This window comes from Lonsdalea populi, assembly GCF_015999465.1.
Taxonomy (GTDB): domain Bacteria; phylum Pseudomonadota; class Gammaproteobacteria; order Enterobacterales; family Enterobacteriaceae; genus Lonsdalea; species Lonsdalea populi.
This window is the reverse complement of record NZ_CP065534.1, coordinates 1,050,490-1,075,228: the sequence shown is the minus strand read 5'-3', so window position 1 is coordinate 1,075,228 and position 24,739 is coordinate 1,050,490. Positions and strand designations below refer to the sequence as shown.

Below are 24,739 nucleotides of genomic sequence, written 5' to 3'. Positions count from 1 at the left end.
CGCTGAAAAAGGAATGGGGGGCCAACACCCCCCATTTTGTTGTTCGATGATGATTTTTAGGCGAATTATTCGCCAGAGGCTTGTTGCGCTTCGTGCTTGCCGTAAATCAAGAGCGGTTCGGACTGACCCGCGATGACGGATTCGTCGATCACAACTTTGTCCACGCTGTCCTGAGAAGGCAGCTCATACATGGTTTCCAGCAGCGCCGCTTCCACGATGGAACGCAGGCCGCGTGCTCCGGTCCTGCGCGCCATGGCTTTTTTTGCAATCGCCGTCAACGCGTCGTCACGGAATTCCAGCTCAACGCCTTCGAGTTTGAACAGAGCCTGATACTGCTTGGTCAGCGCGTTCTTCGGCTCACGCAGAATCTGAATCAGCGCGGCTTCATCCAGCTCTTTCAGGGTCGCTACCACCGGCAGACGACCAATAAACTCAGGAATCAGACCAAACTTGATCAGATCGCCCGGCTCTACCTGGCCCAGCAGTTCGCCTTCGGTCACTTTCTGCGAAAGACCTTTAACCGTTGCATTGAAGCCAATGCCGCGGCCGGTGTCGGTTCGCTGCTCAATGACCTTATCTAATCCAGCGAATGCACCGCCGCAGATGAACAGGATTTTCGAGGTATCGACCTGCAGGAATTCCTGCTGCGGATGCTTGCGACCGCCCTGAGGCGGAACGGCGGCGATAGTCCCTTCAATCAACTTCAGCAGGGCCTGCTGTACGCCTTCGCCTGAAACGTCACGCGTAATCGACGGGTTATCCGACTTACGGGAAATTTTGTCGATTTCATCGATATAAACGATGCCGCGCTGCGCTTTCTGTACGTCGTAATCACATTTCTGCAGCAGTTTCTGGATGATGTTCTCGACGTCTTCACCCACGTAACCCGCTTCAGTCAACGTCGTGGCGTCAGCCATGGTGAAAGGCACGTCGAGGAATCGAGCCAGCGTTTCTGCCAGCAGAGTCTTACCGCTGCCGGTGGGGCCGATGAGCAGGATGTTGCTTTTGCCCAGCTCAACGCCGTTGCTACTGTCACCGTTGCGTAAACGTTTGTAGTGGTTGTATACGGCCACAGCCAGGACTTTCTTGGCCTGCTCTTGACCAATCACGTAATCGTCAAGGTGATGGCGAATTTCGTGCGGGGTCGGCAACGCGCTGCGTTCACGATGCGGGGCCACTTCTTTAATCTCTTCGCGAATAATGTCGTTACACAAGTCAACACATTCATCGCAGATATACACTGACGGCCCGGCAATCAGCTTACGAACCTCGTGCTGGCTTTTGCCGCAGAAAGAGCAGTACAGCAACTTTCCTGAACCGTCTTTGCGCTTATCTGTCATCAGTAAACCTCTTCTTTAGTCTCTTGCCCGCAGGCTAACCATACAGCGATAGCGCTACAGCGAACGCCACTATCTATAGCCAATAAGCGCAATCACACTCGCACAAAAGACTATCGGCCGAACACCGTCTACAGCTATACAGAGCAACCCTCACAAATGGAGTCAGTCGCGATGAGTCAATACAGAATCGACTAATCCGTAGTCTACTGCCTCATTGGCAGAGAGGAAACGGTCACGTTCCGTGTCTCTTTCTATTTCTTCAAGAGACCGTCCCGTATGTTTAGCCATCAGTTCATTCATGCGTGACTTCACTTTCAGGATTTCTTTGGCGTGAATTTCAATATCCGTCGCCTGTCCCTGGTAACCGCCCAGCGGTTGGTGAATCATGACGCGTGAATTAGGCAGGCAAAAACGTTTGCCTTCCGCACCGGAAGTCAGCAGAAACGCCCCCATTGAACACGCCTGTCCCATACAGATAGTACTGACATCCGGCTTGATGAACTGCATGGTGTCATAGATGGACATTCCCGCAGTGATCACCCCGCCCGGCGAGTTGATGTACAAATAAATGTCTTTCTCGGGATTTTCGGCTTCCAGAAACAACATCTGAGCCGTAATCAGGTTCGCCATATGATCTTCAACCTGACCGGTCAGGAAGATCACACGCTCTTTTAATAAGCGGGAATAGATGTCGTAAGAACGTTCCCCGCGTGCAGTCTGCTCTACGACCATTGGCACCAGGGCCATATGCGGAGCCTGTTTTACTTGTTCGCCACTGTATGACATCAACGTCTCCTAGATAAAATGCATTCGGCGCATATTGCCTGATTCTACTTGAGATACGAAGTGAAAACCACGCCCAGACCGAGTGGGGTCGCCGTACCTTAAGATCTCAGAATCCGCCAGAATACCCAGCGATGCGTCATCAATTATCGGACAATTGGGCGTCTTATGTCGATTTTCAAGCTTACACCACCGATTATTTTCGATTAACTCTGCATTACTCCGAAAAAAGCGCTGTGAATTCTGTTTCAGTTAGAATTAATGTTAGTGCAAATAAATGCCTGGCAGTCGTAATTTAAGGAAAAGCCGTCCCATAATCAGGCAGAAAAAAAGCCCGCAGCGTTTAAACTACGGGCAGTATCAGTCTGACGACCTCGAGAGGTTAACGCGGTTACGCGTTATTAGTCTGGTTCATCAGGTCGCTAAACCCGACTTCTTTTTCGGTCACTTTCGCCTGAGACAACAGCGTTTCAATCGCCTGCTCTTCCAGAGCGACATTACGCATGTTGTTCATCATTTCTTTGTTCTTTTTGTAGAACTCAACCACTTCCTGCGGATCTTCGTAGGCTGCTGCCATTTCGTCGATCATCGCGGAAACACGGTCCTCATCGGCTTTCAGCTCGTTGGTGGTGATGACTTCGCCCAACAGTAGGCCGACGACTACGCGACGTTTAGCCTGAGCTTCAAACAGTTCGCGCGGCAGTTCCAGAGCCTGTTTTTCATCGCCACCGAAGCGCTGTGCAGCCTGACGGCGCAGTACGTCGATTTCACCGTCGACCAGCGCAGCAGGAACATCGATGTCGTTAGCATCGACCAGACCGTCGATAACCTGAGTTTTCACACGGTTACGCACAGCGGCTTTAAGCTCACGCTCCATGTTTTTTCGCACTTCGGTACGCAGACCGGCGACAGAACCATCTTCAACGCCAAAACGTTTGATGAAGTCAGCAGTCAGTTCCGGCAGCTCACGCTCTTCGACTTTTTTCAGTACGATAGCGAACTGAGCGGCTTTACCCTTCAGGTTTTCAGCGTGGTAGTCTTCCGGGAAGGTGACTTCGATAGTGAACTCTTCACCCGCCTTGTGCCCGACAACACCGTCTTCGAATCCCGGGATCATACGGTTCTGGCCCATCGCCAGCACGAAGTCAGAGGCTTTGCCGCCTTCAAACTCTTCGCCGTCGACAGAACCGATGAAGTCGATGGTTACGCGGTCTTCAGCTTCAGCTGCGCGTTCAACATCTTTCCAAGTCGCCTGCTGCTTACGCAGGGTATCCAGCATGGCGTCGACGTCTTCGTCTTTAACTTCCACCAGCGGTTTTTCGACTTCAATGCTATCCAGACCTTTCAGTTCAACTTCTGGATACACTTCGAATTCAACGGTGTAGGTGAAGTCAGATCCCGCATTGTACTCGCCCGGAACATAGTTCGGCGCGCCTGCAGGAGTGATCTTTTCCTTGATGATCGCATCAACAAACTGACGCTGCATCAAGTCGCCCAGCACGTCCTGACGCACGGAAGCGCCATAACGCTGAGCAACGATATTCATCGGCACTTTGCCTTTACGGAAGCCGTCGATACGAACTTTTTTTGCCACGTTGACCAGCTCGCTCTTAACAGCATTCTCGATGCTGTCAGCAGCAACGGTAATCGTTACGCGGCGCCCAAGGCCTTGGGTGGTTTCAACTGAAACTTGCATCTTGTTACCTCAAAAAATCACAGTGCTCGGTCAACCTCAAAAGTCTTTTTCACAAAGCGCCCGAAGGCAGACTTTCTGATCACAGACTCACATCACCAGGACGGCCTCGCGAACCAGACCCGTTCCTTGTAGTCAGAAGCGTCCCGAATACATTCAGGAAAAATAAGACGCGGCATTATAGCGGCATAGACTGACCGAGTCGAGGAGAGTCACCAGCGTCGTGCCGCATGGGCAATCGCCGCTTTTAAATAAGGTATGAGGATGCTTTGCGCCACGACTCTGTCAATGTTAACGGTCGATTCCCGCACCGCCGCAGGCAGGTGACGTGGGGGCCGTTTGATGCTGATCGCGCCACTCCTGCGGGGTATAGACGTAGAGCGCAAGCGCATGGACTGCGCCAGCCATCTCCTCCGCCAGGAGCTCATAAACCGCACGATGTCGCTGAATCAGGCGTTTACCGTCGAACCGATCGCTGACCAGCACCACTTTAAAATGGCTTTCCGAACCCGCCGGCACTCGATGGCGATGGCTTTCGTTGATTACCTCGAGGTGTTCCGGGGTCAGCCCGGTTTGCAGCTTGGCTTCAATGGTTTCACGAATCATGGTTAACCTTAATAGCAGATTGAGAGCGGACAAGATGGGCGTCATTTTTACACGACCGGTGTGTACGATCACAGGAATTCTCTCGCGCTGGCGACGATGCCGTTATAAGGTTTTATGCTGAAATCGCATGCAGAATAATCCGCTAATGCCAGCGCGGAGGCTACTGCGGCATGGGCGGCATATCTTTTCTTCGGGAAGTTGTGATAAAAACAGAACCGGTTTCCCGACAGGCAAAGAACTCGCGACGCGAGCGATTCTCCGCTCTTTCTCTTGCCTGAGGTAATGGTACGATATCGCTCGTTTTTAACGATTATCCTTCTTCTTATTATTACTGAGAACATTCGCATGTTAAAAAAATTCATTTTTCCGCTGCTGGCCGTCATGGCGCTGGCGAGCTGCGCAGGCAAAGGTAATACGCTGAATATCAACCCTAACATCGCGTTGCCTTCTCAGGACCCTAGCCTGATGGGCGTGACAATCAGCATCAACGGAGCCGATCAGCGACAAGATCAGGCGCTGGCCAAAGTAAACCGCGACAGTCAGTTAGTGACGCTGGTCCCCTCACGCGATCTGCGCTTCCTGCTGCAAGAAGCGCTGGAGAAACAGATGACCGCCCGCGGTTACATGATTGGCACCGGCGGTCCGGTCGCGCTGCAGATTGTGGTCAACACCCTTTATGCCGACGTATCTGAAGGCAATCTGCGCTACACCATTACGACCAAGGCGGACATTTCGATCATCGCTCAAGCTTCAAACGGCAATAAGCAGGTCAAAAACTACCGTTCAACCTACAATGTTCAAGGCGCATTGACCGCGACCAACAACAAAATCACCACCGCGGTGAACCAAGTGTTGAGCGATGTCATCAGCGACATGGCGCAAGACACCAGCGTCAACGAATTTATCAAGACCAACGCACGCTAATTTTCACGCAGTTTCCCTTACCCCGTTAGCGGGGTAAGCAAAAGGATGTTGCATGCCTCGTCAGCTCCACACGCTTTTCAACCAACGCAATTCACTGATCCTGCTCATTCTGGGGTTTTCCTCTGGCCTTCCTCTGGCTTTAACCTCGGGCACACTACAAGCCTGGATGACCGTGGAGAACGTCAATCTTAAAACCATCGGCTTCTTCTCGCTGGTCGGCCAAGCCTATGTGTTTAAGTTTCTATGGTCGCCGATGATGGATCGTTATACGCCGTCTTTCTTTGGCCGCCGTCGCGGCTGGTTGCTGCTCACGCAGTTGGGCCTGGTCGCTGCTATTGCGGCTACCGGCACATTGAACCCAGCTCGGGACCTCTGGTGGTTGGCCGCGCTGGCAGTCGTTATCGCTTTCTTTTCCGCGTCGCAGGACATTGTCTTCGACGCCTACAAAACAGATTTATTGCCCCCTCAGGAACGCGGCAGCGGGGCCGCGGTCTCCGTGCTGGGGTATCGGCTGGCGATGCTGGTCTCAGGCGGACTGGCGCTGTGGATTGCCGACCGGTTCCTGGGATGGCAGTCGACCTATTGGCTGATGGCCGGTCTGATGTTGCTTTGTACGCTGGCCACATGGCTGGCACCGGAGCCGGTCAATACCCAACCTGCGCCGCATTCGATGGAACAGGCCGTTATGGCGCCGCTGCGGGATTTCTTTGGCCGCAATAACGCCTGGCTGATCCTGCTGCTGATTATTTTCTATAAGCTCGGCGACGCCTTCGCCGTCAGCCTCAGCACCACCTTTCTCATCCGCGGAGTCGGCTTCAACGCCGGCGACGTCGGCCTCATCAACAAAACGCTCGGACTTTTCGCCACCATCGTCGGCGCGCTATACGGCGGCATTCTGATGCAACGGTGGTCGCTGTTCCGGGCGCTGATGATTTTCGGCCTGCTGCAGACGGCATCCAATGCGGGCTACTGGCTTCTTGCGGTCACGGACAAGCATCTGTACTCCATGGCCGCCGCCATTTTCGTTGAAAATCTGTGCGGCGGCATGGGGACGGCGGCGTTCGTGGCCCTGCTGATGACGCTGTGCAACAAGTCATTTTCAGCCACGCAGTTCGCCCTGTTGTCCGCGCTGGCTGCCGTTGGCCGCGTCTATGTCGGTCCGATAGCGGGAGGGTTCGTCGAAAACTATGGCTGGGCGTGGTTCTATCTGTTCTCGGTCGGCATCTCGTTTCCCGGTCTGCTGCTGCTACTGCTGTGTCGCCGCACGCTGGAATACACCCAGGTCAACGATGCGTTTCTGCCGCGGCGCGCCTATTCGCGGGCTTACTCGCTGGCGGTGCGGGGCCTATTCGTCGGCGTCGCACTCTTCACGATCGGCGCCGCCGCGTGGGGAATGCACGGGCTCGGCTGGCTCGACCGCCCGGCTACGGCGGAAATGATGATGGCCGCGGGCGCGGCGCTGGCCGCATGCGGCATCCTGTTGGGCAGCATACTGGACTATCTGTCGCTGAAAAAGACGTAATCAAGCCGCTTATTCGCCGGATTTCACGCCGTCGAACCTCATCATTTTTCACGGCCGCGGCAGCGGCGCTTTTATATTTCGACCGTGTCTTTTTATCCTTTTTCCCAATTTTTTCCTTTGACAACCCTCTATCTCGCACTAGACCTTAATAGCTGTGGCTCGATAATTTTTGAGGACACGCCGTCATATGTCATAAGGGCATATCATTTTTCAGAGAAACTATTACTCACTGTTTTTAAATATATTTTTTTACAAACAACCACATTCGTAAAACACAAAGAGAATCACCTCAACACATGCCTGACAACTCTTTAATCATGTTTACAGTGTGGTAACCATCCCGTAAAATGCCCGCTCGCGTTAAATAATGATTGAGCCCCTTGTTATTGAGGTCGCTAGATGAGACTCAGGAAATACAATAAATTTTTGGGGATGTTCTCTTTATTTACAGCCACCCTGCTTCTCAGCGGCTGTGATATGGCATTGATGAACCCCAAAGGACAAATAGGGCTTGAACAACGTTCGCTGATACTGACCGCCCTCGGGCTGATGTTGATCGTTGTCATCCCAGTGATCATTATGGCGATCGTGTTCGCCCGGAAGTACAGAGCTTCCAACGATCAGGCCAAATACACGCCACACTGGTCGCATTCCAACAAAGTCGAAGCCGTAGTCTGGACGGTGCCGATTATCATCATCGTCATCCTGGCGGCCATCACCTGGAAGACGACTCACGAGCTTGACCCGTACAAACCGCTGGATTCCGACGTCAAACCCATCAACGTCGAAGTCGTGTCGCTTGACTGGAAATGGCTGTTTATCTACCCCGATTTGGGCATTGCCAGCGTGAACGAACTCGCCTTCCCGGCCAACGTTCCCGTCTCGTTCAAAATCACGTCCAACTCCGTCATGAACTCGCTGTTCATCCCTCGCCTCGGCGGGCAGATTTACGCCATGGCCGGTATGCAGACGAAGTTGCACCTGATCGCGAATGAACCGGGCAAGTACGACGGCATTTCCGGTGCTTATAGCGGCAAAGGCTTCTCCGGTATGAAATTCACCGCCATCGCGACGCCGAATCAGCAGGCGTTTGATCAGTGGGTGAATACGGTGCGCCAATCCTCCCATACGCTGAGCAACATGGGTGAATTCGAAAAACTGGCACTCCCCAGTGAATATCATCCCGTCGAGTACTTCTCGCAGGTACAGCCGGACCTGTTCCGACAGGTGATTACTAAATTTACTGGCAACGAAATGTACATGCAGCACCATGCGGAAAGCGCGCCGAAAGATGAAGGCATGCAGTCTCATGAAGGCATGGACATGAGCGAGCACTCCTCTCATTAAAGGAGCCGAGGGATAATACGATGTTCGGAAAATTAACTCTTGATGCGGTTCCGTACCATGAACCTATTATCATGGTCACCGTGGCAGCAATCATTCTGGGTGGGCTGGCGCTGCTGGCCTTAATCACCTATTTCGGCAAATGGAAATGGCTGTGGACCGAATGGCTCACGTCCGTTGATCATAAAAAAATCGGCATCATGTACGTCATCGTCGCCCTGGTGATGATGCTGCGTGGCTTCGCCGACGCCATCATGATGCGTAGTCAGCAGGCCTTGGCTTCGGCGGGTGAGGCGGGTTTCCTCCCTCCTCATCACTATGACCAGATCTTTACCGCACACGGCGTGATCATGATTTTCTTCGTGGCGACACCATTCGTGGTCGGCCTGATGAATCTGGTCGTTCCATTGCAAATCGGTGCCCGCGACGTTGCCTTCCCCTTCCTGAACTCGCTCAGCTTCTGGCTGTTTGTCGCCGGGGTCATCCTGATGAACATCTCGCTGGGCGTGGGTGAATTCGCCCAGACCGGTTGGGTCGCCTATCCCCCCCTTTCGGGTAAGGAGTACAGTCCCGGCGTCGGGGTCGACTACTGGATATGGAGTCTGCAGATTTCCGGGCTGGGAACCACGCTGACCGGCGTGAACTTCTTCGCCACCATCATGAAAATGCGCGCGCCCGGCATGAGCATGATGAAAATGCCGGTTTTCACCTGGGCTTCACTGTGCACCAACGTCCTGATAATCGCGGCATTCCCGATCCTGACGGTCACCATTGCGCTACTGACGTTGGACCGCTATCTGGGCACCCATTTCTTCACCAACGATATGGGCGGCAACATGATGATGTACATCAACCTCATCTGGGCCTGGGGCCATCCTGAGGTGTATATCCTGGTGCTGCCGGTCTTCGGCGTATTCTCCGAGGTAACGGCGACTTTCTGCCGCAAACGCTTGTTCGGTTATACGTCTCTGGTATGGGCGACCATTGCCATCACCGTGCTGTCATTCGTCGTCTGGCTGCACCATTTCTTCACGATGGGATCCGGCGCGAACGTTAATGCCTTCTTCGGCATCGCCACCATGATCATTTCCATCCCGACCGGGGTGAAAATCTTCAACTGGCTATTCACGATGTACCAGGGCCGTATCCAAATGCACTCGGCCATGCTGTGGACCATCGGTTTCATCATCACCTTTTCCATCGGCGGGATGACCGGCGTGCTGCTGGCCGTGCCGGGCGCCAACTTCGTGCTGCACAACAGCCTGTTTTTGATCGCCCACTTCCATAACGTGATTATCGGCGGCGTGGTGTTCGGCTGCTTCGCAGGGATCACCTACTGGTTCCCTAAAGCCTTCGGCTTCACCCTGAATGAAACCTGGGGTAAGCGTGCTTTCTGGTGCTGGATTATCGGCTTCTTTGTCGCCTTTATGCCGCTGTATGCGCTGGGCTTCATGGGCATGACTCGCCGCCTGAGCCAGCAGATCAATCCGGAATTCCATCCGCTGCTGCTGGTGGCTTCAGCCGGCGCCGCGCTGATTGCGCTGGGGATCCTGTGTCAGTTGATTCAGTTCTACGTCAGCATCCGCGACCGCGACCAAAACCGCGACCTGACCGGCGACCCGTGGGATGCGCGCACGCTGGAGTGGGCGACCTCCTCCCCTGCCCCGTTCTATAACTTTGCGGTCGTCCCACAGGTTCATGACCGCGATGCGTTCTGGGAAGAGAAAGAGAAGGGCGAGGCCTATCGTCGACCAAACGGCGGCTATGAAGAAATTCATATGCCTAAGAACACCGCGGCGGGCCTGGTGATCTCCGCCTTCGCTCTGCTCTTTGGTTTCGCGATGATCTGGTACATTTGGTGGCTGGCTGCCGTCAGTTTCGTCGGCATGATAGCGACCTGGATTGTGCACAGTTTCAATCAGGACGTGGACTATTACGTTCCCGTGACAGAAATCGAGCGCATTGAAAACGCAAATTTCGAGAAACTTAGCAAGGCAGGCGTGAAAAATGTCCACTGATACTTTGACCAAGCATAACGTCGCCCATGCCGAGCATGGGCATCACGATGCGGGAGCGACGAAGGTTTTCGGCTTCTGGATCTACCTGATGAGCGACTGCATCCTGTTCGCATCTCTGTTCGCCACCTATGCCGTTCTGGTCAACGGCGTGGCGGGCGGACCAACGGGCAGGGACATTTTCGAACTGCCGTTCGTGCTGGTGGAAACCTTTACCCTGCTGTTCAGCAGCATCACCTACGGCATGGCAATGATCGCCATGAACAAGGGCGACAAGTCGCGGGTTAATCAGTGGCTGGCCCTGACGTTCCTGTTCGGCCTGATCTTCATCTGCATGGAGATTTACGAATTCCATAATCTGATCTCGGAAGGCTACGGCCCGAACCGCAGCGCGTTTCTGTCCGCATTCTTCGCACTGGTCGGCACGCACGGTATCCATGTCACCAGCGGCCTGATCTGGCTGGTTATCATGATGATTCAGGTCTCCCGCCGGGGTCTGACCGCGACCAACAAAACCCGCCTGATGTGCCTCAGCCTGTTCTGGCACTTCCTTGACGTGGTGTGGATCTGCGTCTTCACCGTGGTTTACCTGATGGGGGTGATGTAATGAGTCATTCAACGCATGACAATGCGGGTGCCAGCCATGGCAGCGCCAAGTCCTATCTGACCGGCTTTATCCTGTCCATCATCCTCACCGTGATCCCCTTCGCGATGGTGATGACGGGAGCCGCGGCGACGCACGTCATCCTGCTGACCGTGGTCGGCTGCGCCGTCGTACAGATTCTGGTCCATCTGGTGTACTTCCTGCACCTGAACTCGTCGTCGCAAGAGCGCTGGAACGTTGTCGCGCTTGCCTTTACCGCCCTGATTATCGCGATTGTAGTTGGGGGTTCTATATGGATTATGTGGAACACCCATTACAACATGATGATTCAGTAACTGGACCGTCACAATGATGATTAAGCAATACCTACAGGTCACCAAGCCGGGCATTATTTTTGGCAACCTGATTTCTGTCATCGGGGGATTTTTACTCGCGGCCAACGGCAGCATTGATTATTCCCTGTTTATAGCGACGCTCTTCGGCGTGTCGCTAGTCGTGGCTTCCGGTTGCGTTTTTAACAACGTCATCGACCGCGATATCGACAAAAAAATGGAGAGGACCAAAAACCGCGTTCTGGTGCGCGGACTGATTTCGCTGAAGGTGACGTTGGCGTATGCCGCGCTGCTGGGTATTGCGGGCTTTGCCTTACTGTATGTCGCCGCTAATCCGCTGTCCATGTGGCTGGCCGTGATTGGCTTCGTCGTCTATGTCGGCGTCTACAGCCTCTATATGAAACGGCATTCTGTCTACGGCACGCTGATCGGCAGCCTGTCTGGCGCGGCCCCGCCGGTCATCGGCTACTGCGCCGTCAGCAACCAGTTTGACGCCGGCGCGCTGATCCTGCTGCTGATTTTCAGCCTGTGGCAAATGCCGCACTCCTACGCCATCGCCATCTTCCGCTTCAAAGACTACCAGGCCGCCAATATTCCGGTACTGCCGGTGGTTAAAGGGATCTCCGTCGCGAAGCATCATATTACGCTGTACATTCTGGCGTTTATGATTGCCACGCTGATGCTCTCCCTCGGCGGCTACGCCGGATACAAATATCTGGTGGTTGCGGCGGCGGTGAGCCTGTGGTGGCTGGGCATGGCGCTGTCCGGGTACAAAAACCTGAACGACGACCGTCTCTGGGCCAAGAAACTGTTCATGTTTTCGATTGTCGCCATCACTTCGCTGAGCGTGATGATGTCGATCGACTCCATCACGCCCGCTCAAGAAACGATGCTGACATACCTGCGCTAACGGCGTCAGCTTGCAGACAAAAAACAGACGGCATGCCGTCTGTTTTTTATTTCTCCCCCCACCCCGCCAAATCAGGTAACAAAACGCGCATTTACGCACATGCGTCCCAGGCTCTAAAATAGCGCCAGAAAAATACCCGAGGTGCAGATGAACGATAACCGAATGACGCCTGCCGAGTTACGGGCCACGTGGGGACTGGGAACGGTCTTTTCACTTCGCATGCTAGGCATGTTCATGGTCCTCCCGGTGTTGACCACTTACGGAATGGCGTTGCAGGGCGCCAGTGAATTCCTGATAGGCGTCGCCATTGGTATTTATGGCCTGATGCAGGCGCTGTTCCAGATCCCGTTCGGACTGATGTCGGACCGCATCGGACGTAAACCTCTCATCGTCGGCGGCCTGCTGATGTTCGCCGCCGGTAGCGTTATCGCCGCCCTCAGCGACTCTATTTGGGGCATTATTCTCGGCCGGGCCCTACAAGGCTCGGGGGCGATCTCCGCCGCGGTCATGGCCTTGCTGTCGGATTTAACGCGTGAACAGAATCGCACCAAAGCCATGGCGTTCATCGGCGTCAGCTTCGGCGTCACCTTCGCCATCGCGATGGTGGTCGGCCCTATCGTTACCCACGCGCTGGGTCTGCATGCCCTTTTCTGGGGAATCGCCCTCCTTTCCGTTATCGCGATTGTTATCACGCTCGCCTTTATCCCGAACGCCTCAAAGCATGTACTTAATCGTGAGTCGGCGATCGTGCGCGGCAGCGTCAGAAAAGTGCTGGCGAATAGCCGACTGCTGAAGCTGAACGTCGGCATCATGTGTCTGCATATCCTGCTGATGTCCAGCTTCATAGCACTGCCGCGGGCGATGGAGCAAGCAGGACTTCCGCCTCAGGACCACTGGAAAGTCTATCTGGCGACGATGCTGATTTCGTTCGTGGCCGTCGTGCCTTTCATCATTTATGCCGAGCTGAAGCGCCGCATGAAGCAGATATTCGTCGTCTGCATCGTCATTCTGATCGCCGCCGAACTGGTATTACTGAGCGCAAATGCCAACCAGCTGTGGCGGATTATCATCGGCATTCAGCTATTTCTGCTGGGATTCAACGTGATGGAGGCCCTGCTGCCTTCGCTCATCAGTAAAGAGGCCCCGGCCGGATACAAAGGCACCGCCATGGGCGTTTACTCCACCACGCAGTTTATCGGCGTTGCGATTGGCGGCAGTCTCGGCGGCGCGTTGTTCGACCTGCACGGCGCAGCGCTGGTTTTCAGCGCCGGAGCCATCATCGCGCTGGGTTGGCTGATACTCAGCTTCACCATGCAGGAACCGCCCTATCTCAGCAGCCTGCGGATCACCCTGTCCGATAAAGCGCTGCAAGACCCCCGGTTGGAGCAAAAGATGCGCGGCCTGCCGGGTGTCGCCGAAGTCATCATTGTGCCTGACGAGCTCAGCGCCTATGTCAAAATCGACAACAAACAGACCAACCGAAAAATGCTGGAGCAGAGGATTGATAAGGCTTTGACGTTGCTGTAACACTGCGCTACCGGCTGTAGGGTGCCGCCACATTCTACTCGGTGTTAAGCGTGAAACGCCCCGTCGATCGAGGAGCGTCCATACGTCCTCAGACCAAAACCTTCGTCAATTCAGACACCTTTTTTTGATGCAGCCGTTGCACCATGCGCCGCACTGCCTTTGTGCAGCCGCACAACGGTAGAACATCTCTCGTTCTTCCCTGAACAGCTCACCTGCACGATACGGCTGAGATAAATGTCGCGCCTGCGCCGCCCGGCAGCCACGGCCCCGAATCGTCGAAAGCCGGATTGATTATTTTTTCTTAACAATCCCGGGCAGCGGTGCCGTCTTGCCGGTATTCATCGCCCCTTGGCGCAAACGAAGCGCCGCGCCGAACCCCCTGGCGGGGAAATGGCATGGTATATGCTTAGTAACCCGGACTCGCACCTACACAGCAGACTGGCTACTGCATAATAAGGAAATCATTATGACTGGGAAAAAACCGCTCAACTCCTCCGCGTTTTTCAAGCTCAGAAAGGCGCTCTATCTGTGCACCGCACTGAGTGTCCTGGCGAACGCGCCGGCCTTTTCCGCACCGCTGAAAATCGGTGCCGACCTCACCTATCCCCCCTACAACTATCTTGATAATCATCAGCCTGCGGGGTTCGATGCCGAGTTTATCCAGCTCGTCGCAGCTGAACTTAAAACCAAACCCGAATTTATTGATACCCGCTTCGCCAACCTGATTATGGGATTGAATACGGGCAAATTTGACGTGATCGCGTCTTCGCTCTACATCACACCCGAGCGCGCCAAACAGATCGATTTCATTCCCTACGTCAAAACCGGCGGTGTCCTGATCGCGAGAAAAGGAGATCCGTTTCAGCCGACGGAACTCGGCATGCTGTGCGGTAAAAAAGTCAGTTCCATCAGCGGAGCGGCGTGGGTATTAAAAATGTCGCAGGGCTCCCAAACGCTGTGTGTGGATAAAGGGCTGAAACCGATTGATATCCGGGAGTTCCCGACCGCGCCTGAAGCCAGTCAGGCAGTGCTGTCGCGCGCGGTAGACGTCCAGTTTGATGATGCGGCGGTGGCTTTTGACGTCGCCAATAAAACCCAGAGGCTGACGGTCAGCAGCGGAATCGTCTATCCCATTCTGATAGGGCTGGGTGTGAAGAAAGGCAACCAAGAGAAATTCAGCAGCCTTAATACTGCCGTCCAAACGGTCATCAAGTCGCCGGCATACCAGCAGCTGTTGACAAAATACAACCTGAAGGCGTATTCCCCCAGTGAAGTGCAGGCGGCGTTAAACGGCACGCTACAGTAAATATCATCCCGTTCCCTTCTCTCACCGATGCGGGTTGACCGTGTGGAGAGGGGCATCATCAGTCAGGCTCCCTACGCGTCTCGACCGGCTTGTCCGGCTCGCGTCGGCGTGACGAACAGGACGTCACCGATCCGCCGTTGTCACATCATCGCGATCGCACGGCCTTCGCTTTTCATTACGCGTGTTATTCCGGTGAGCAATCCAGATGCATGACCGCTGATGCCAGCGTCAATTTCATCACAGGATAAACTATGGTTTTTGATACTCATTATTTCTTTGGGCTGTTCTCTTATTCTGATTTCTGGCAAGCCACCCTCGTCGTGATTGCGCTGAGCGTCGCTTCCTGGGCCGGCGGCAATATTCTCGGCCTGGTTCTGGCGCTGGCGAAACAATCCCATTTCCTGCTGCTACGCGCTTTTGCCAAAGTGTATATCTGGTTTTTCAGAAGCTTGCCGCTGCTGGTTTTAATTATCCTGATCTATAACCTGCCGCAATTTTTCACGTCGACGTCAGACCTTCTATCATCGCCGTTTGTTTCCGGTCTGATCGCGATGGTGCTGTGCGAATCCGCGTTTATCGCCGAGATTTACCGCGGCGGCTTAATGTCCGTACACAAAGGGCAGTTGGAAGCGGCCAAATCTCTCAACATTAATTACGGCGGCATACAAACGCGCATCATCATTCCACAGGCGATGCGCATCGCGCTTCCCGCGCTGGCGAATGAATTCATCGTCATCGTCAAACTGACGTCGTTGGTGTCCGTCATTTCACTCGGGGAAATTCTTCTGGTGGGACAGCGGCTGTATACCCAGAACTTCAAGGTCATCGAAACGCTGCTCGCCGTGTCGTGCTACTACATCTTCATCGTGACCATCTTCGACCGGCTGGTGACCACGCTGGAAAAATGGCTCGATACCAGCAGCAGGAAAGCGCGGGGATTAAGCGAACACGAACTCGCCTTGTTGCAGGCGCAGTTGCCGACGCCCGCGCTGCAGCCCGCCCGTAAATATGCCAGCGACAAACACCGCGTAACCCTGGCGCTGGAGGGGATCTGCAAGCGCTACGGCAATAAACCGGTGCTGAAGAATATCAATCTGGCGATCAAAAAAGGTGAAGTGATCGCCATCATCGGCCCTTCCGGCTCGGGCAAAACGTCGTTAATCCGCACCATGAATGGTCTGGAATCGCTTGATGCCGGGAAAATTTTGCTGGATGACCAGCCATTCCTTCACCCCACGGACAACGGCAGGCCGACGCAACACTATTACCAGCAGGCCGAGAAAATCGGCATGGTTTTCCAGGGGTTCTATCTCTTTCCCCATATGACCGCGCTGGAGAATGTCATGTTCGCGCCGCTCTACCATCAGACCGGCGCCAAAGACGATGTTCTGGCTCAGGGGTTAACGCTGCTGAAAAAAGTCGGGCTGCTTGAACATGTGCATAAATACCCCCACCAGCTTTCCGGCGGCCAGCAGCAGCGCGTGGCGATCGCCCGTGCGCTGGCGATGACGCCTTCCATCATGCTGTTCGACGAACCGACCTCTGCCCTGGACCCGGAACTGGTCGGCGACGTGCTGAAAGTCATTGAAAACCTGGCTAATGAGGGGATGACGATGGTGATCGTCACTCACGAAATGTCCTTCGCATTCAAAATCTCCGACCGCATCGTCTTTATGGAGGAAGGTGAGATTCTCGCCGCTGGCACCCCCAATGACATCCTGCATTCCACGGACGAGAGATTAGTGAAATTTCTCCATAACCAGAAAAGTGCGCTGACGACCCTCGCGCTGTAACGCCCGAACGATGGATGGGCTGATTACCGTAGCGGCTGCTTTCCCACCGTAGACTACGATTAAGTAACGTGAGATTTATTATGGCTATCGATATCGTAAGAGATGAGGTTATGGACAGAGAAGACGTTTCGCCGTTCGCTGAGTTATCTACGCATTGGACCTCCAGAGATAACAAGCGAAAAACTATTGCGCGGGTCTGGGACAAGTCTGAGCAGGAAGTGGTGTCCTCTCTGTTTGATCCCCTCAAGATCCCTGACGATACCGACCAAAAGATCCATCAATTAGCCTATTCTCTTGCCTCATCGTTACGCAAAAGGAAAGTCAGTAAAGATCGCGAATCGATGATTCAAAACCTGTTGCAGGAGTATTCTCTGTCCTCACGGGAAGGGGTGGCGCTGATGTGTCTGGCCGAAGCCCTACTGCGTATCCCGGATGACGACACCCGCGACCTGCTGATTCGCGATAAACTCTCGGGACAGAACTGGAAGTCGCATCTGGGGAAAAACTCGTCGCTGTTTATTAATGCGGCGACGTGGGGACTGCTCGTCACCGGTTCTGTCGTCAGTTACAGCGACAAGCACGCCTTGTCTCACAGCGTAAATACTATTATCGCGACCGCCTCTTCCGCGCTGATCCGAAAAGCGATGGACGTCGCCATGCATGTTATGAGCGAACATTTCGTCACCGGAGAAACCATTTCCCAGGCGTTGCAGTCGATAGCCCGCACCGAGAAAGCCGGGTTCACCTACACCTTTGACATGCTGGGCGAAGCGGCGCTGACCCAGCGAGACGCCAATAACTACGTGCAACGCTGTCAGAACGCGTTGCACGCCATCGGCAAGCACAGCCGGGAGAAAGGCATTTATAACGGCACGGAGTTTTCACTCAAGCTCTCGGCGCTGCATCCCCGTTATACGCTGCACCAGTATGAACGGATGTTCAGCGAACTGTATCCCACGCTGAAGTCGCTGGTGCTCCTCGCCAAATCCTATGATGTGCCGATCACCATGGATGCCGAAGAGGCCGACCGGCTGGACATCTCGTTGGATTTACTGACCCGGCTGTGTGAAGAGCCGGAACTGCAGTCCTGGGACGGCATCGGCTTTGTCGTCCAGGCCTACCAGAAGCGCTGCTTCAGCGTGATCGACTACCTGAAAGACTTGGCCCGCCAAACCCAGCGCCGCCTGCGGGTACGACTGGTCAAAGGCGCTTACTGGGACAGCGAAATCAAACGCGCGCAGGTCGCCGGGCTTAGCGCGTACCCGGTGTTTACGCGCAAGGTCTACTCCGATGTCTCCTATCTGGCCTGCGCGAAGGCCCTTTTGTCCGAGCCGGAACTGTTCTATCCCCAGTTCGCTACGCATAACGCACACTCGCTGGCGGCCATCTTTTATCTGGCGGGGGAGACCTTTACCCCGCACCAGTATGAGTTTCAGTGCCTCCACGGCATGGGCGTTCCGCTCTACCGGGAAGTGGTGGGCGAAGAGCGCCTAAATCGCCCCTGCCGCATCTACGCCCCGGTCGGTTCACACGAAACCCTGTTGCCCTATCTGGTCCGCCGGTTACTGGAAAACGGCGCCAACAGTTCATTCGTGAATCAAATAGCCGACCTGGGGGTTTCGCTCGACAGCCTGATTGCGAGCCCCATCAATGTCGTCGCTGCGCTGGCGAAAACGGAGAACCAGCGGGGATTGCCCCACCCTCGCATCCCGTTGCCGCAAGATATCTACGGCACGACTCGGAAGAACGCGCGGGGACTGAACCTGTATAACGAAGCCTGCCTGCACGAACTGTTCACCACCCTGACGCACGGCGCGCAGGAAAAGATCCGTGCACAGCCCACAACGGCAGCGGGTTCCCCTCTTGCAACGCCGATCGATGTCATCAATCCTGCCGACCCGCGCGATATCGTGGGCACCGTCTGCGAAGCCACTGAAAGCGATGTCGCCCAGGCGCTGGCGGCCGCGCAGCGGGCAACGCGCCAGTGGGCCGCCGTTTCTCCGTCGATCCGTGCGGCAACATTGATCCGCGCCGCCGAATTGATGGAGCAACGCATCGGCGAACTCATCGGCGTGCTGGTCAGAGAGGCCGGAAAAACCTACAGTAATGCCATCGCCGAAGTGCGCGAAGCCGTGGATTTTCTCAACTATTACGCCCTGCAGGTTCAGCAGACATTCGAAAATGACAGCCACGTACCGCTGGGCGTCGTCGTCTGCATCAGCCCCTGGAATTTCCCGCTGGCCATTTTCACCGGCCAGATAGCCGCCGCGCTGGCGACCGGCAATACGGTGATTGCCAAACCGGCCGAGCAGACGCCGCTCATCGCCTACCTCGCCGTGAACATTCTGTATGAAGCCGGTATTCCGAACGACGTCTTGCAGATGCTGCCGGGACGAGGCGAAACCGTTGGCGAGCCGCTGATCGCCGATGATAATGTTAAAGGAGTCATGTTCACCGGCTCTACCGCCGTCGCCCTGTCGATCAACCAAAAGATTGCGGGACGCCTGGACGAAGCCGGACGCCCCATTCCCCTCATCGCGGAAACCGGCGGCATCAATGCCATGATCGTCGATTCGTCCGCTTTATTGGAACAGGTGATTATCGACTGTATGACCTCCGCATTTGATAGCGCCGGTCAGCGCTGCTCCGCCTTAAGATTGTTATGTATCCAGAATGACGTCGCCGAGCCGCTGCTTGAAGCCTTGCGCGGCACGATGGTCGAATATCAGATGGGCACCCCTGAACGGCTCTCAACGGATATCGGCCCGGTCATCGACGAAGACGCGATAGGCGCCATCCGTGCGCACATCAGCGCGATGCGGGACAAAGGTTTCCCCGTATACCAAGCCAGTTACACCTCGGTGCACAGCGCCACAGACGATGCTCAGGGTTACTTCATCGCGCCCGCACTCATCGAGATCAACGCCATCGAGGATTTAAAGAAAGAGGTATTTGGCCCCGTGCTGCACGTACTGCGCTATGACAGCCGCCAGTTGCCGGCGTTGGTGAATAAAATCAACGCATTAGGATATGGTCTTACCTTCGGCATTCACTCCCGCATCGACCGTACCATCCATAAAGTGACCGAAAGCATCAACGTGGGCAATGTGTATATCAACCGCAATGTAGTGGGAGCGGTCGTCGGCGTACAACCCTTCGGGGGCGAAGGGCTCTCCGGCACCGGCCCCAAGGCGGGCGGGCCGCTGTATCTGTATCGTCTGCTGAGCCGGTGCCCTGCCGATGCCTCGCTGCAAGGCTTACGCTACACCGCGGTCGCCGGACCGGAAGCCATGCCGACGGAGCCCGGCACCTTCAACGCCTTTACGGCACTGAAAGCATGGGCGGAGCAGCAGCAAAACAGCGAGTTGCTGCAATGCTGCAAAGCGTTTAAAGAAAATAGCGCCGGATATACCGTAAGCGGCCTTCCCGGCCCCACCGGCGAAGAGAACAGTTATCGCCTTCTGCCCCGAGCGCGGGTTTTGGGATTGGCGCTGAACCCGCAGGATTTGCTGATCCAACTGGCGGCGGTCGCCAGCGTGGGCGGCAAGATGCTGTGGCCGGACGCCTCCGTGAACATTGCGCTCTATGAAAAACTGCCGGCCGACGTGAAAGCGGCCATCGATATAACGCCGGCCTCTACGCTTTACGAACAGTCTTTCGATGCGGTGATCCATCACGGCAACGCCGTATCGCTGCGGAACGTCTGCACCCAGTTGGCCGCCAGACACGGCCCTATCGTATCCGTGCAGGGGTTGAGCAACGGAGACAACGCGATTCGGCTTGAGCGCCTGCTGATTGAGCGCGTAGTCTGCGCCAATTCGGCGGCGGCGGGAGGCAATACGCGTCTGATGACGCTTTAAAACAGAAAGGCCAGCATTGCTGGCCTTTTGCTTCTGTAAGGAAGTCCGCTTAGTCGCGGAAATTATTGAACTGGAAAGGCTGGCCCAGATCCGCGCCGCGCACCAGCGCGATCACGTTTTGCAGATCGTCGCGGGACTTACCGGTCACTCGCACCTGCTCGCCCTGAATCTGCGCCTGAACTTTCAGCTTGCTGTCTTTGATCAGCTTGACCAGCTTCTTCGCCTGCGCAGTCTCAATTCCCTGCTTCAGCCCGGCTTCCACGCTGTAGGTTTTACCGCTGTGTTCGAGCTCTTCAGGCACCTCTACCGCGCTGCCTTCGATGCCGCGTTTAGCCAGCTTCTCACGCAGAATATCCACCAGTTGCTTAACCTGAAAGTCGGACTCACTCGCCATCTTAATGGTTTGCGCTTTCTCATTCAGATCGAAGCTGGCGGGCACGTTGCGGAAATCCCAGCGGGTGCTCAGCTCGCGCGATGCATTCTCCACCGCATTGCGGACTTCCTGCATATCAATTTCCGAAACAATATCGAAAGATGGCATGATTTATCTCCTGACACAAAAAGGCTGCCGAGCATGATACCCGCTCGCCGTTAATAAGCAAAATGGGGGCCGGAGCATATCAGAACGCGCTATCGGCAGGCGGACAAAACGCTGGGCGATGGCTTATCATGTATAAAGTGATACAGATCACATTTTCATTTTCACCTGGGAGAGAGGCATGAAAATTACCGTCCTCGGCTGCGGCGCCATCGGGCAACTCTGGCTCGCCGCGCTTCATCAGCAAGGCCATGACGTCCAAGGCTGGCTGCGCATCCCTCGTCCCTACTGCCCGGTGAATGTGATCGCGCTCAACGGCGAACACCACAACCTGAATTTGACCGCCAACGATCCCGATCATCTGGCGCTGAGCGAGCTGTTGCTGGTGACGTTGAAGGCGTGGCAGGTCTCGGATGCGGTCTGCGCCCTGCTGCCGCGGCTGAGCCCGAAATGCACGATCCTGCTGTTGCATAACGGCATGGGTACGCTGGAAGAGCTCCCGAAGTTGACGCAGCCGGTGCTGGCCGGCATTACCACTCACGCCGCACGACGCGATCGCACCGTCGTGACGCATGTCGCCGCAGGCACCACGCGCATCGGCAGCGTCAACGGCATCGAGGACCTAAGTCCGCTGGCGGATCTCCTGCACCATGCCCTGCCGGACGTGGCCTGGTACAACAACATCACCGCCACCTGCTGGCTGAAGCTGGCCGCCAACTGCGTCATCAACCCGCTGACCGCCCTGTATCTCTGCACCAACGGCGAGCTGGCGTCTCGCCCACAGGAATTGACGTCGCTGTGTCAGGAGATAGCGCAGGTCATGGATCGGGAGGGGCTGCACACCTCGACCGAAAGCCTGTTACTCTATATCAATCAAATCATCCACAACACGGCGGCCAATACCTCCTCCATGCTGCAGGATTTATTGGCGCAGCGGCATACCGAGATTGACTATATCACCGGGTATCTGCTGAAACGCGGACGCGCCCACGGCTTAACGCTGCCGGAGAACCGCCGCCTGTTCGAACAGATTAAGCAAAAGGAGAGTGAATATGAGCGCATCGGTACTGGTCTGCCTGGCCCCTGGTAGTGAAGAGATCGAAGCGGTCACCACGATAGACCTGCTGGTGAGAGCCGGTATTCAGGTGACGACCGCCAGCGTTGCCGGCGATGGCGATCTGAACATCGTCTGCTCTCGCGGCGTGCGTATTCTGGCGGAGGTTCCGCTGGTGGCCGTAGCCGATCGCGCCTTTGACGCAGTGGTCTTGCCGGGCGGACTGGAAGGGGCTGAGTGCTTTCGCGATAGTCCGCTGCTGATTGAACGCCTGCGCCAGACACATCTGGAGGGCGGCATCGTCGCGGCGATCTGTGCCTCGCCCGCCTTAGTGCTGGAGTATCACCAGCTGTTCCCTGTCGGGAATATGACCGGCTATCCGGGGATGAAATCGCACATCCCGGAAGAGAAATGGCTGGAGAAACGCGTCGTCTTTGACCCGCGCGTCAACCTGCTGACCAGCCAGGGGCCGGGCACCAGCATCGACTTCGCCCTGAAGCTGATTGACCTGCTGGTCGGCAAGGCCAAAGCGGCCGACGTCGCCGCTCAGCTGGTGCTGCCGCCGGGCATCTACAATTATCGGGATTGATCGTCAGCGCGGAATATCAGGCATGAAAAAAGGCGCCGGGGCGCCTTTTTTCTATCGAGTAACCGGATTCAGGGGCGATAAACCTTCACGTTATCAAAGCCCTGCTCGCGCAAATAGAGCGCCTGCAAACGGCTCATCACACCGCGTTCGCAGTAGAGCAGATAGGTTTTGCTCTGGTCCAGATCGCCGAACTGGGTCGCCAGTTTGTAGAACGGCAACGACTTGATATCGATCTGTTCCAGCGACAGCGGGCGATCGTCCTGTTCATCCGGAGAGCGAATGTCCAGCAGGATATCGTTAGCGGCGAATGCATCCACCGTTTCGACCGCCACCACTTCCTGCGTGGTCTGCTCGGCAATTTCGCGAATATCCAGATTACGGGCTTCGCTCACGACGCGATCGAGAATATCGAAGTCGAACTGGCTCTCTTCGTGCTCGATTTTGGCTTTCACCGCTTTGACCGTTGGGTTCTTCGAGATCACGCCGCAATACTCCGGCATGGTCTTGGCAAAGTCTTCGGTGCCCAGCTGACGCGCCATATTGATGATGTGTTCTTTATCGTGCGAGATCAGCGGACGCAGAATCAACGTATCCGTCGCGTTGTCGATCATACGCAGGTTGGTCAGCGTCTGGCTGGACACCTGTCCTAGCGCTTCGCCGGTCACCAGCGCCTGCACGCCGTAGCGTTCAGCCACTTTCGATGCCGCCCGCACCATCATGCGTTTCAGCACCACGCCCATCTGGCCGTCGTCGACTTTCTCAAGAATTTCGCCGACTACCGGTTCAAAATCGACGGCGACAAAGCGAACGCGATGCGAGCTGCCGAAGCGGTTCCACAAGTAGTGGGCCACCTGCTTTACGCCTATCTCATGCGCCGCGCCGCCCAGGTTGAAGAAGCAGTAGTGCACTCGGCAACCGCGGCGCATCAGCATGTAGCTGGACACGCCGGAGTCGAAGCCGCCCGAAATCAACGACAGGACATCTTCCTGCGTACCGATCGGATAGCCGCCGATGCCTTCGTAGCGGCCTTTGATCAGCAGCAGGCGATCCTGCTCGATTTCCAGATGCACGGTGACCTGCGGCGAGGTCAGATTGACCTTCGCGCTCTCGATGTGCTGGTTCAGGCCGCCGCCGACGTAACGCTCGACGTCCTGAGAGCTGAAGTCGTGCTTGCCGCGCCGTTTGACGCGCACGCAGAAGGTTTTGCCTTCCACCTGATCGCGGTACATGTCCAGCGTTTGCTCGAAGATATTGTGCAGATCGGTATAGTCGTGTTCTTCCACTTCGAGGACGTGGTGAATCCCCGGGATACGCGTCAGGGCATCACGTATAATAAGGCGCTGGCTTTCGTCTTGAGCACGAACTTCGATATGATCCCAGTGACGGACAACCGCCAGCGTTTCATCATACTGTTTTAAAACGTTTCGGATATTCCCTGTGAGGATTTTGATAAAGCGCAACCGCACAGATTGGCTTTTGATGGTGATTTCCGGGAACAATTTAATGATAAACTTCATGGTGGCTGTCGTTACTTGATCGTAAAGGCGTAAATAATTTTACCCTAAGGCTAAAATCACGTTATTGGCAATGTCGCCGTTGCTCCGGCAATCTTCCCAATAGCATCCAGGGCGCGGAGTATATCACTTAATTGCGGCATACGGCGCGTCTTAACCGCACGAATGCACGATGCGGAACGACGAGCTACGCCCCCTTTTGCGCTCCGATACGAAGGAACAGGACCCAGAACCGACTATGCCGAAAAAAAACGAACCACCCGTGAGTTTCGAAAGCTCGCTAAGTGAGCTGGAACAGATTGTCGCCCGCCTTGAGTCGGGCGATCTGCCGTTGGAAGAGGCGCTGCAGGCGTTCGAACAAGGTATTCAACTTGCGCGACAAGGCCAGTTGAAGCTGCAGCAGGCGGAGCAACGCGTACAAATCCTGCTTAACGATGAACCCGAAGCGGCCTTGACGCCTTTTACTCCGGATAACGAGTAGTCAC

At 55.4% G+C, this 24,739-nt stretch carries 20 protein-coding genes; 14 read left to right on the top strand and 6 right to left on the bottom strand.

All coding sequences use genetic code 11. The annotated features are described in order from the left end of the window. Positions 1-65: 65 nt before the first annotated feature. From clpX to bolA, 4 genes are all read right to left on the bottom strand, one after another. Positions 66-1,340: an ATP-dependent protease ATP-binding subunit ClpX gene (clpX, locus tag I6N93_RS04785; protein WP_085688546.1), complete on the bottom strand. Its 1,275-nt coding sequence runs from the start codon at positions 1,338-1,340 to the stop codon at positions 66-68. A gap of 162 nt (positions 1,341-1,502) precedes the next feature. After that, positions 1,503-2,126: an ATP-dependent Clp endopeptidase proteolytic subunit ClpP gene (gene clpP / locus I6N93_RS04780; RefSeq protein ID WP_085688544.1), complete on the bottom strand. Its 624-nt coding sequence runs from the start codon at positions 2,124-2,126 to the stop codon at positions 1,503-1,505. Between the two features lie 388 nt (positions 2,127-2,514). Next, the gene (gene tig / locus I6N93_RS04775) at positions 2,515-3,819 is read right to left on the bottom strand and encodes a trigger factor (RefSeq protein ID WP_085688542.1); all 1,305 of its coding nucleotides are present in this window, start codon (positions 3,817-3,819) and stop codon (positions 2,515-2,517) included. Between the two features lie 288 nt (positions 3,820-4,107). Beyond that, the gene (bolA, locus tag I6N93_RS04770; protein WP_085688540.1) at positions 4,108-4,422 is read right to left on the bottom strand and encodes a transcriptional regulator BolA; all 315 of its coding nucleotides are present in this window, start codon (positions 4,420-4,422) and stop codon (positions 4,108-4,110) included. Positions 4,423-4,767: 345 nt separating this feature from the next. Between bolA and I6N93_RS04765 the strand changes: the two genes are divergently transcribed. The 11 genes from I6N93_RS04765 to putA all read left to right on the top strand — a co-directional run bounded on the left by I6N93_RS04765 (position 4,768) and on the right by putA (position 20,559). After that, positions 4,768-5,346: a lipoprotein gene (locus I6N93_RS04765; protein WP_085688538.1), complete on the top strand. Its 579-nt coding sequence runs from the start codon at positions 4,768-4,770 to the stop codon at positions 5,344-5,346. Between the two features lie 52 nt (positions 5,347-5,398). Then, positions 5,399-6,868: a muropeptide MFS transporter AmpG gene (ampG, locus tag I6N93_RS04760; protein WP_085688536.1), complete on the top strand. Its 1,470-nt coding sequence runs from the start codon at positions 5,399-5,401 to the stop codon at positions 6,866-6,868. A gap of 399 nt (positions 6,869-7,267) precedes the next feature. Continuing rightward, the gene (gene cyoA, locus I6N93_RS04755) at positions 7,268-8,215 is read left to right on the top strand and encodes a cytochrome o ubiquinol oxidase subunit II (protein WP_085688534.1); all 948 of its coding nucleotides are present in this window, start codon (positions 7,268-7,270) and stop codon (positions 8,213-8,215) included. Positions 8,216-8,235: 20 nt separating this feature from the next. Next, positions 8,236-10,230, top strand: a complete 1,995-nt coding sequence (gene cyoB / locus I6N93_RS04750; protein ID WP_085688532.1) for a cytochrome o ubiquinol oxidase subunit I — start codon at positions 8,236-8,238, stop codon at positions 10,228-10,230. Beyond that, a complete protein-coding gene (locus I6N93_RS04745) occupies positions 10,220-10,834 on the top strand; it encodes a cytochrome o ubiquinol oxidase subunit III (RefSeq protein WP_085688530.1) in 615 nt (204 codons plus the stop codon). Before cyoB ends, I6N93_RS04745 begins: the two co-directional genes overlap by 11 nt. Beyond that, positions 10,834-11,166: a cytochrome o ubiquinol oxidase subunit IV gene (locus I6N93_RS04740; protein ID WP_085688525.1), complete on the top strand. Its 333-nt coding sequence runs from the start codon at positions 10,834-10,836 to the stop codon at positions 11,164-11,166. Before I6N93_RS04745 ends, I6N93_RS04740 begins: the two co-directional genes overlap by 1 nt. A gap of 16 nt (positions 11,167-11,182) precedes the next feature. After that, positions 11,183-12,073: a heme o synthase gene (gene cyoE / locus I6N93_RS04735; protein ID WP_085688559.1), complete on the top strand. Its 891-nt coding sequence runs from the start codon at positions 11,183-11,185 to the stop codon at positions 12,071-12,073. Positions 12,074-12,220: 147 nt separating this feature from the next. Then, positions 12,221-13,600: an MFS transporter gene (locus I6N93_RS04730; RefSeq protein WP_085688523.1), complete on the top strand. Its 1,380-nt coding sequence runs from the start codon at positions 12,221-12,223 to the stop codon at positions 13,598-13,600. A 466-nt stretch (positions 13,601-14,066) separates the two neighbouring features. Then, on the top strand, positions 14,067-14,906 hold the full coding sequence (locus I6N93_RS04725; RefSeq protein WP_085688521.1) for a transporter substrate-binding domain-containing protein: 840 nt from the start codon (positions 14,067-14,069) through the stop codon (positions 14,904-14,906). 251 nt (positions 14,907-15,157) lie between these two features. Beyond that, positions 15,158-16,699, top strand: a complete 1,542-nt coding sequence (locus tag I6N93_RS04720; protein ID WP_085688519.1) for an amino acid ABC transporter permease/ATP-binding protein — start codon at positions 15,158-15,160, stop codon at positions 16,697-16,699. Between the two features lie 80 nt (positions 16,700-16,779). Continuing rightward, entirely contained in the window at positions 16,780-20,559 is a 3,780-nt protein-coding gene (putA, locus tag I6N93_RS04715; RefSeq protein ID WP_085688517.1) for a trifunctional transcriptional regulator/proline dehydrogenase/L-glutamate gamma-semialdehyde dehydrogenase, read from the top strand. Between the two features lie 49 nt (positions 20,560-20,608). Here the strand turns inward: putA and I6N93_RS04710 are convergent, their stop codons facing one another. Continuing rightward, entirely contained in the window at positions 20,609-21,100 is a 492-nt protein-coding gene (locus I6N93_RS04710) for a YajQ family cyclic di-GMP-binding protein (protein ID WP_085688515.1), read from the bottom strand. Between the two features lie 178 nt (positions 21,101-21,278). On the opposite strand from I6N93_RS04710, the gene panE reads away from it, so the two are divergent. Both panE and yajL read left to right on the top strand, forming a co-directional pair. Further along, positions 21,279-22,187 (top strand): 2-dehydropantoate 2-reductase, encoded by a 909-nt coding sequence (gene panE, locus I6N93_RS04705; protein ID WP_085688513.1) that lies wholly within the window; start codon positions 21,279-21,281, stop codon positions 22,185-22,187. Continuing rightward, positions 22,150-22,740, top strand: coding sequence for a protein deglycase YajL (gene yajL / locus I6N93_RS04700; RefSeq protein ID WP_085688511.1), 591 nt, complete (start codon positions 22,150-22,152; stop codon positions 22,738-22,740). Before panE ends, yajL begins: the two co-directional genes overlap by 38 nt. A gap of 68 nt (positions 22,741-22,808) precedes the next feature. Here the strand turns inward: yajL and thiI are convergent, their stop codons facing one another. Next, entirely contained in the window at positions 22,809-24,257 is a 1,449-nt protein-coding gene (gene thiI / locus I6N93_RS04695; RefSeq protein WP_085688509.1) for a tRNA uracil 4-sulfurtransferase ThiI, read from the bottom strand. A 235-nt stretch (positions 24,258-24,492) separates the two neighbouring features. Here thiI and xseB point away from each other — a divergent pair, with 235 nt between their 5' ends. Then, complete coding sequence (gene xseB, locus I6N93_RS04690) at positions 24,493-24,735, top strand: exodeoxyribonuclease VII small subunit (RefSeq protein WP_085688507.1); 243 nt, start codon at positions 24,493-24,495, stop codon at positions 24,733-24,735. The last annotated feature ends 4 nt before the right edge of the window (positions 24,736-24,739 follow it).

Coding starts and splice junctions, on each gene's coding strand:
- clpX (WP_085688546.1), bottom strand. CDS start 1,340: ATGACAGATAAGCGCAAAGACGGTTCAGGAAAGTTGCTGTACTGCTCT.
- clpP (WP_085688544.1), bottom strand. CDS start 2,126: ATGTCATACAGTGGCGAACAAGTAAAACAGGCTCCGCATATGGCCCTG.
- tig (WP_085688542.1), bottom strand. CDS start 3,819: ATGCAAGTTTCAGTTGAAACCACCCAAGGCCTTGGGCGCCGCGTAACG.
- bolA (WP_085688540.1), bottom strand. CDS start 4,422: ATGATTCGTGAAACCATTGAAGCCAAGCTGCAAACCGGGCTGACCCCG.
- I6N93_RS04765 (WP_085688538.1), top strand. CDS start 4,768: ATGTTAAAAAAATTCATTTTTCCGCTGCTGGCCGTCATGGCGCTGGCG.
- ampG (WP_085688536.1), top strand. CDS start 5,399: ATGCCTCGTCAGCTCCACACGCTTTTCAACCAACGCAATTCACTGATC.
- cyoA (WP_085688534.1), top strand. CDS start 7,268: ATGAGACTCAGGAAATACAATAAATTTTTGGGGATGTTCTCTTTATTT.
- cyoB (WP_085688532.1), top strand. CDS start 8,236: ATGTTCGGAAAATTAACTCTTGATGCGGTTCCGTACCATGAACCTATT.
- I6N93_RS04745 (WP_085688530.1), top strand. CDS start 10,220: ATGTCCACTGATACTTTGACCAAGCATAACGTCGCCCATGCCGAGCAT.
- I6N93_RS04740 (WP_085688525.1), top strand. CDS start 10,834: ATGAGTCATTCAACGCATGACAATGCGGGTGCCAGCCATGGCAGCGCC.
- cyoE (WP_085688559.1), top strand. CDS start 11,183: ATGATTAAGCAATACCTACAGGTCACCAAGCCGGGCATTATTTTTGGC.
- I6N93_RS04730 (WP_085688523.1), top strand. CDS start 12,221: ATGAACGATAACCGAATGACGCCTGCCGAGTTACGGGCCACGTGGGGA.
- I6N93_RS04725 (WP_085688521.1), top strand. CDS start 14,067: ATGACTGGGAAAAAACCGCTCAACTCCTCCGCGTTTTTCAAGCTCAGA.
- I6N93_RS04720 (WP_085688519.1), top strand. CDS start 15,158: ATGGTTTTTGATACTCATTATTTCTTTGGGCTGTTCTCTTATTCTGAT.
- putA (WP_085688517.1), top strand. CDS start 16,780: ATGGCTATCGATATCGTAAGAGATGAGGTTATGGACAGAGAAGACGTT.
- I6N93_RS04710 (WP_085688515.1), bottom strand. CDS start 21,100: ATGCCATCTTTCGATATTGTTTCGGAAATTGATATGCAGGAAGTCCGC.
- panE (WP_085688513.1), top strand. CDS start 21,279: ATGAAAATTACCGTCCTCGGCTGCGGCGCCATCGGGCAACTCTGGCTC.
- yajL (WP_085688511.1), top strand. CDS start 22,150: ATGAGCGCATCGGTACTGGTCTGCCTGGCCCCTGGTAGTGAAGAGATC.
- thiI (WP_085688509.1), bottom strand. CDS start 24,257: ATGAAGTTTATCATTAAATTGTTCCCGGAAATCACCATCAAAAGCCAA.
- xseB (WP_085688507.1), top strand. CDS start 24,493: ATGCCGAAAAAAAACGAACCACCCGTGAGTTTCGAAAGCTCGCTAAGT.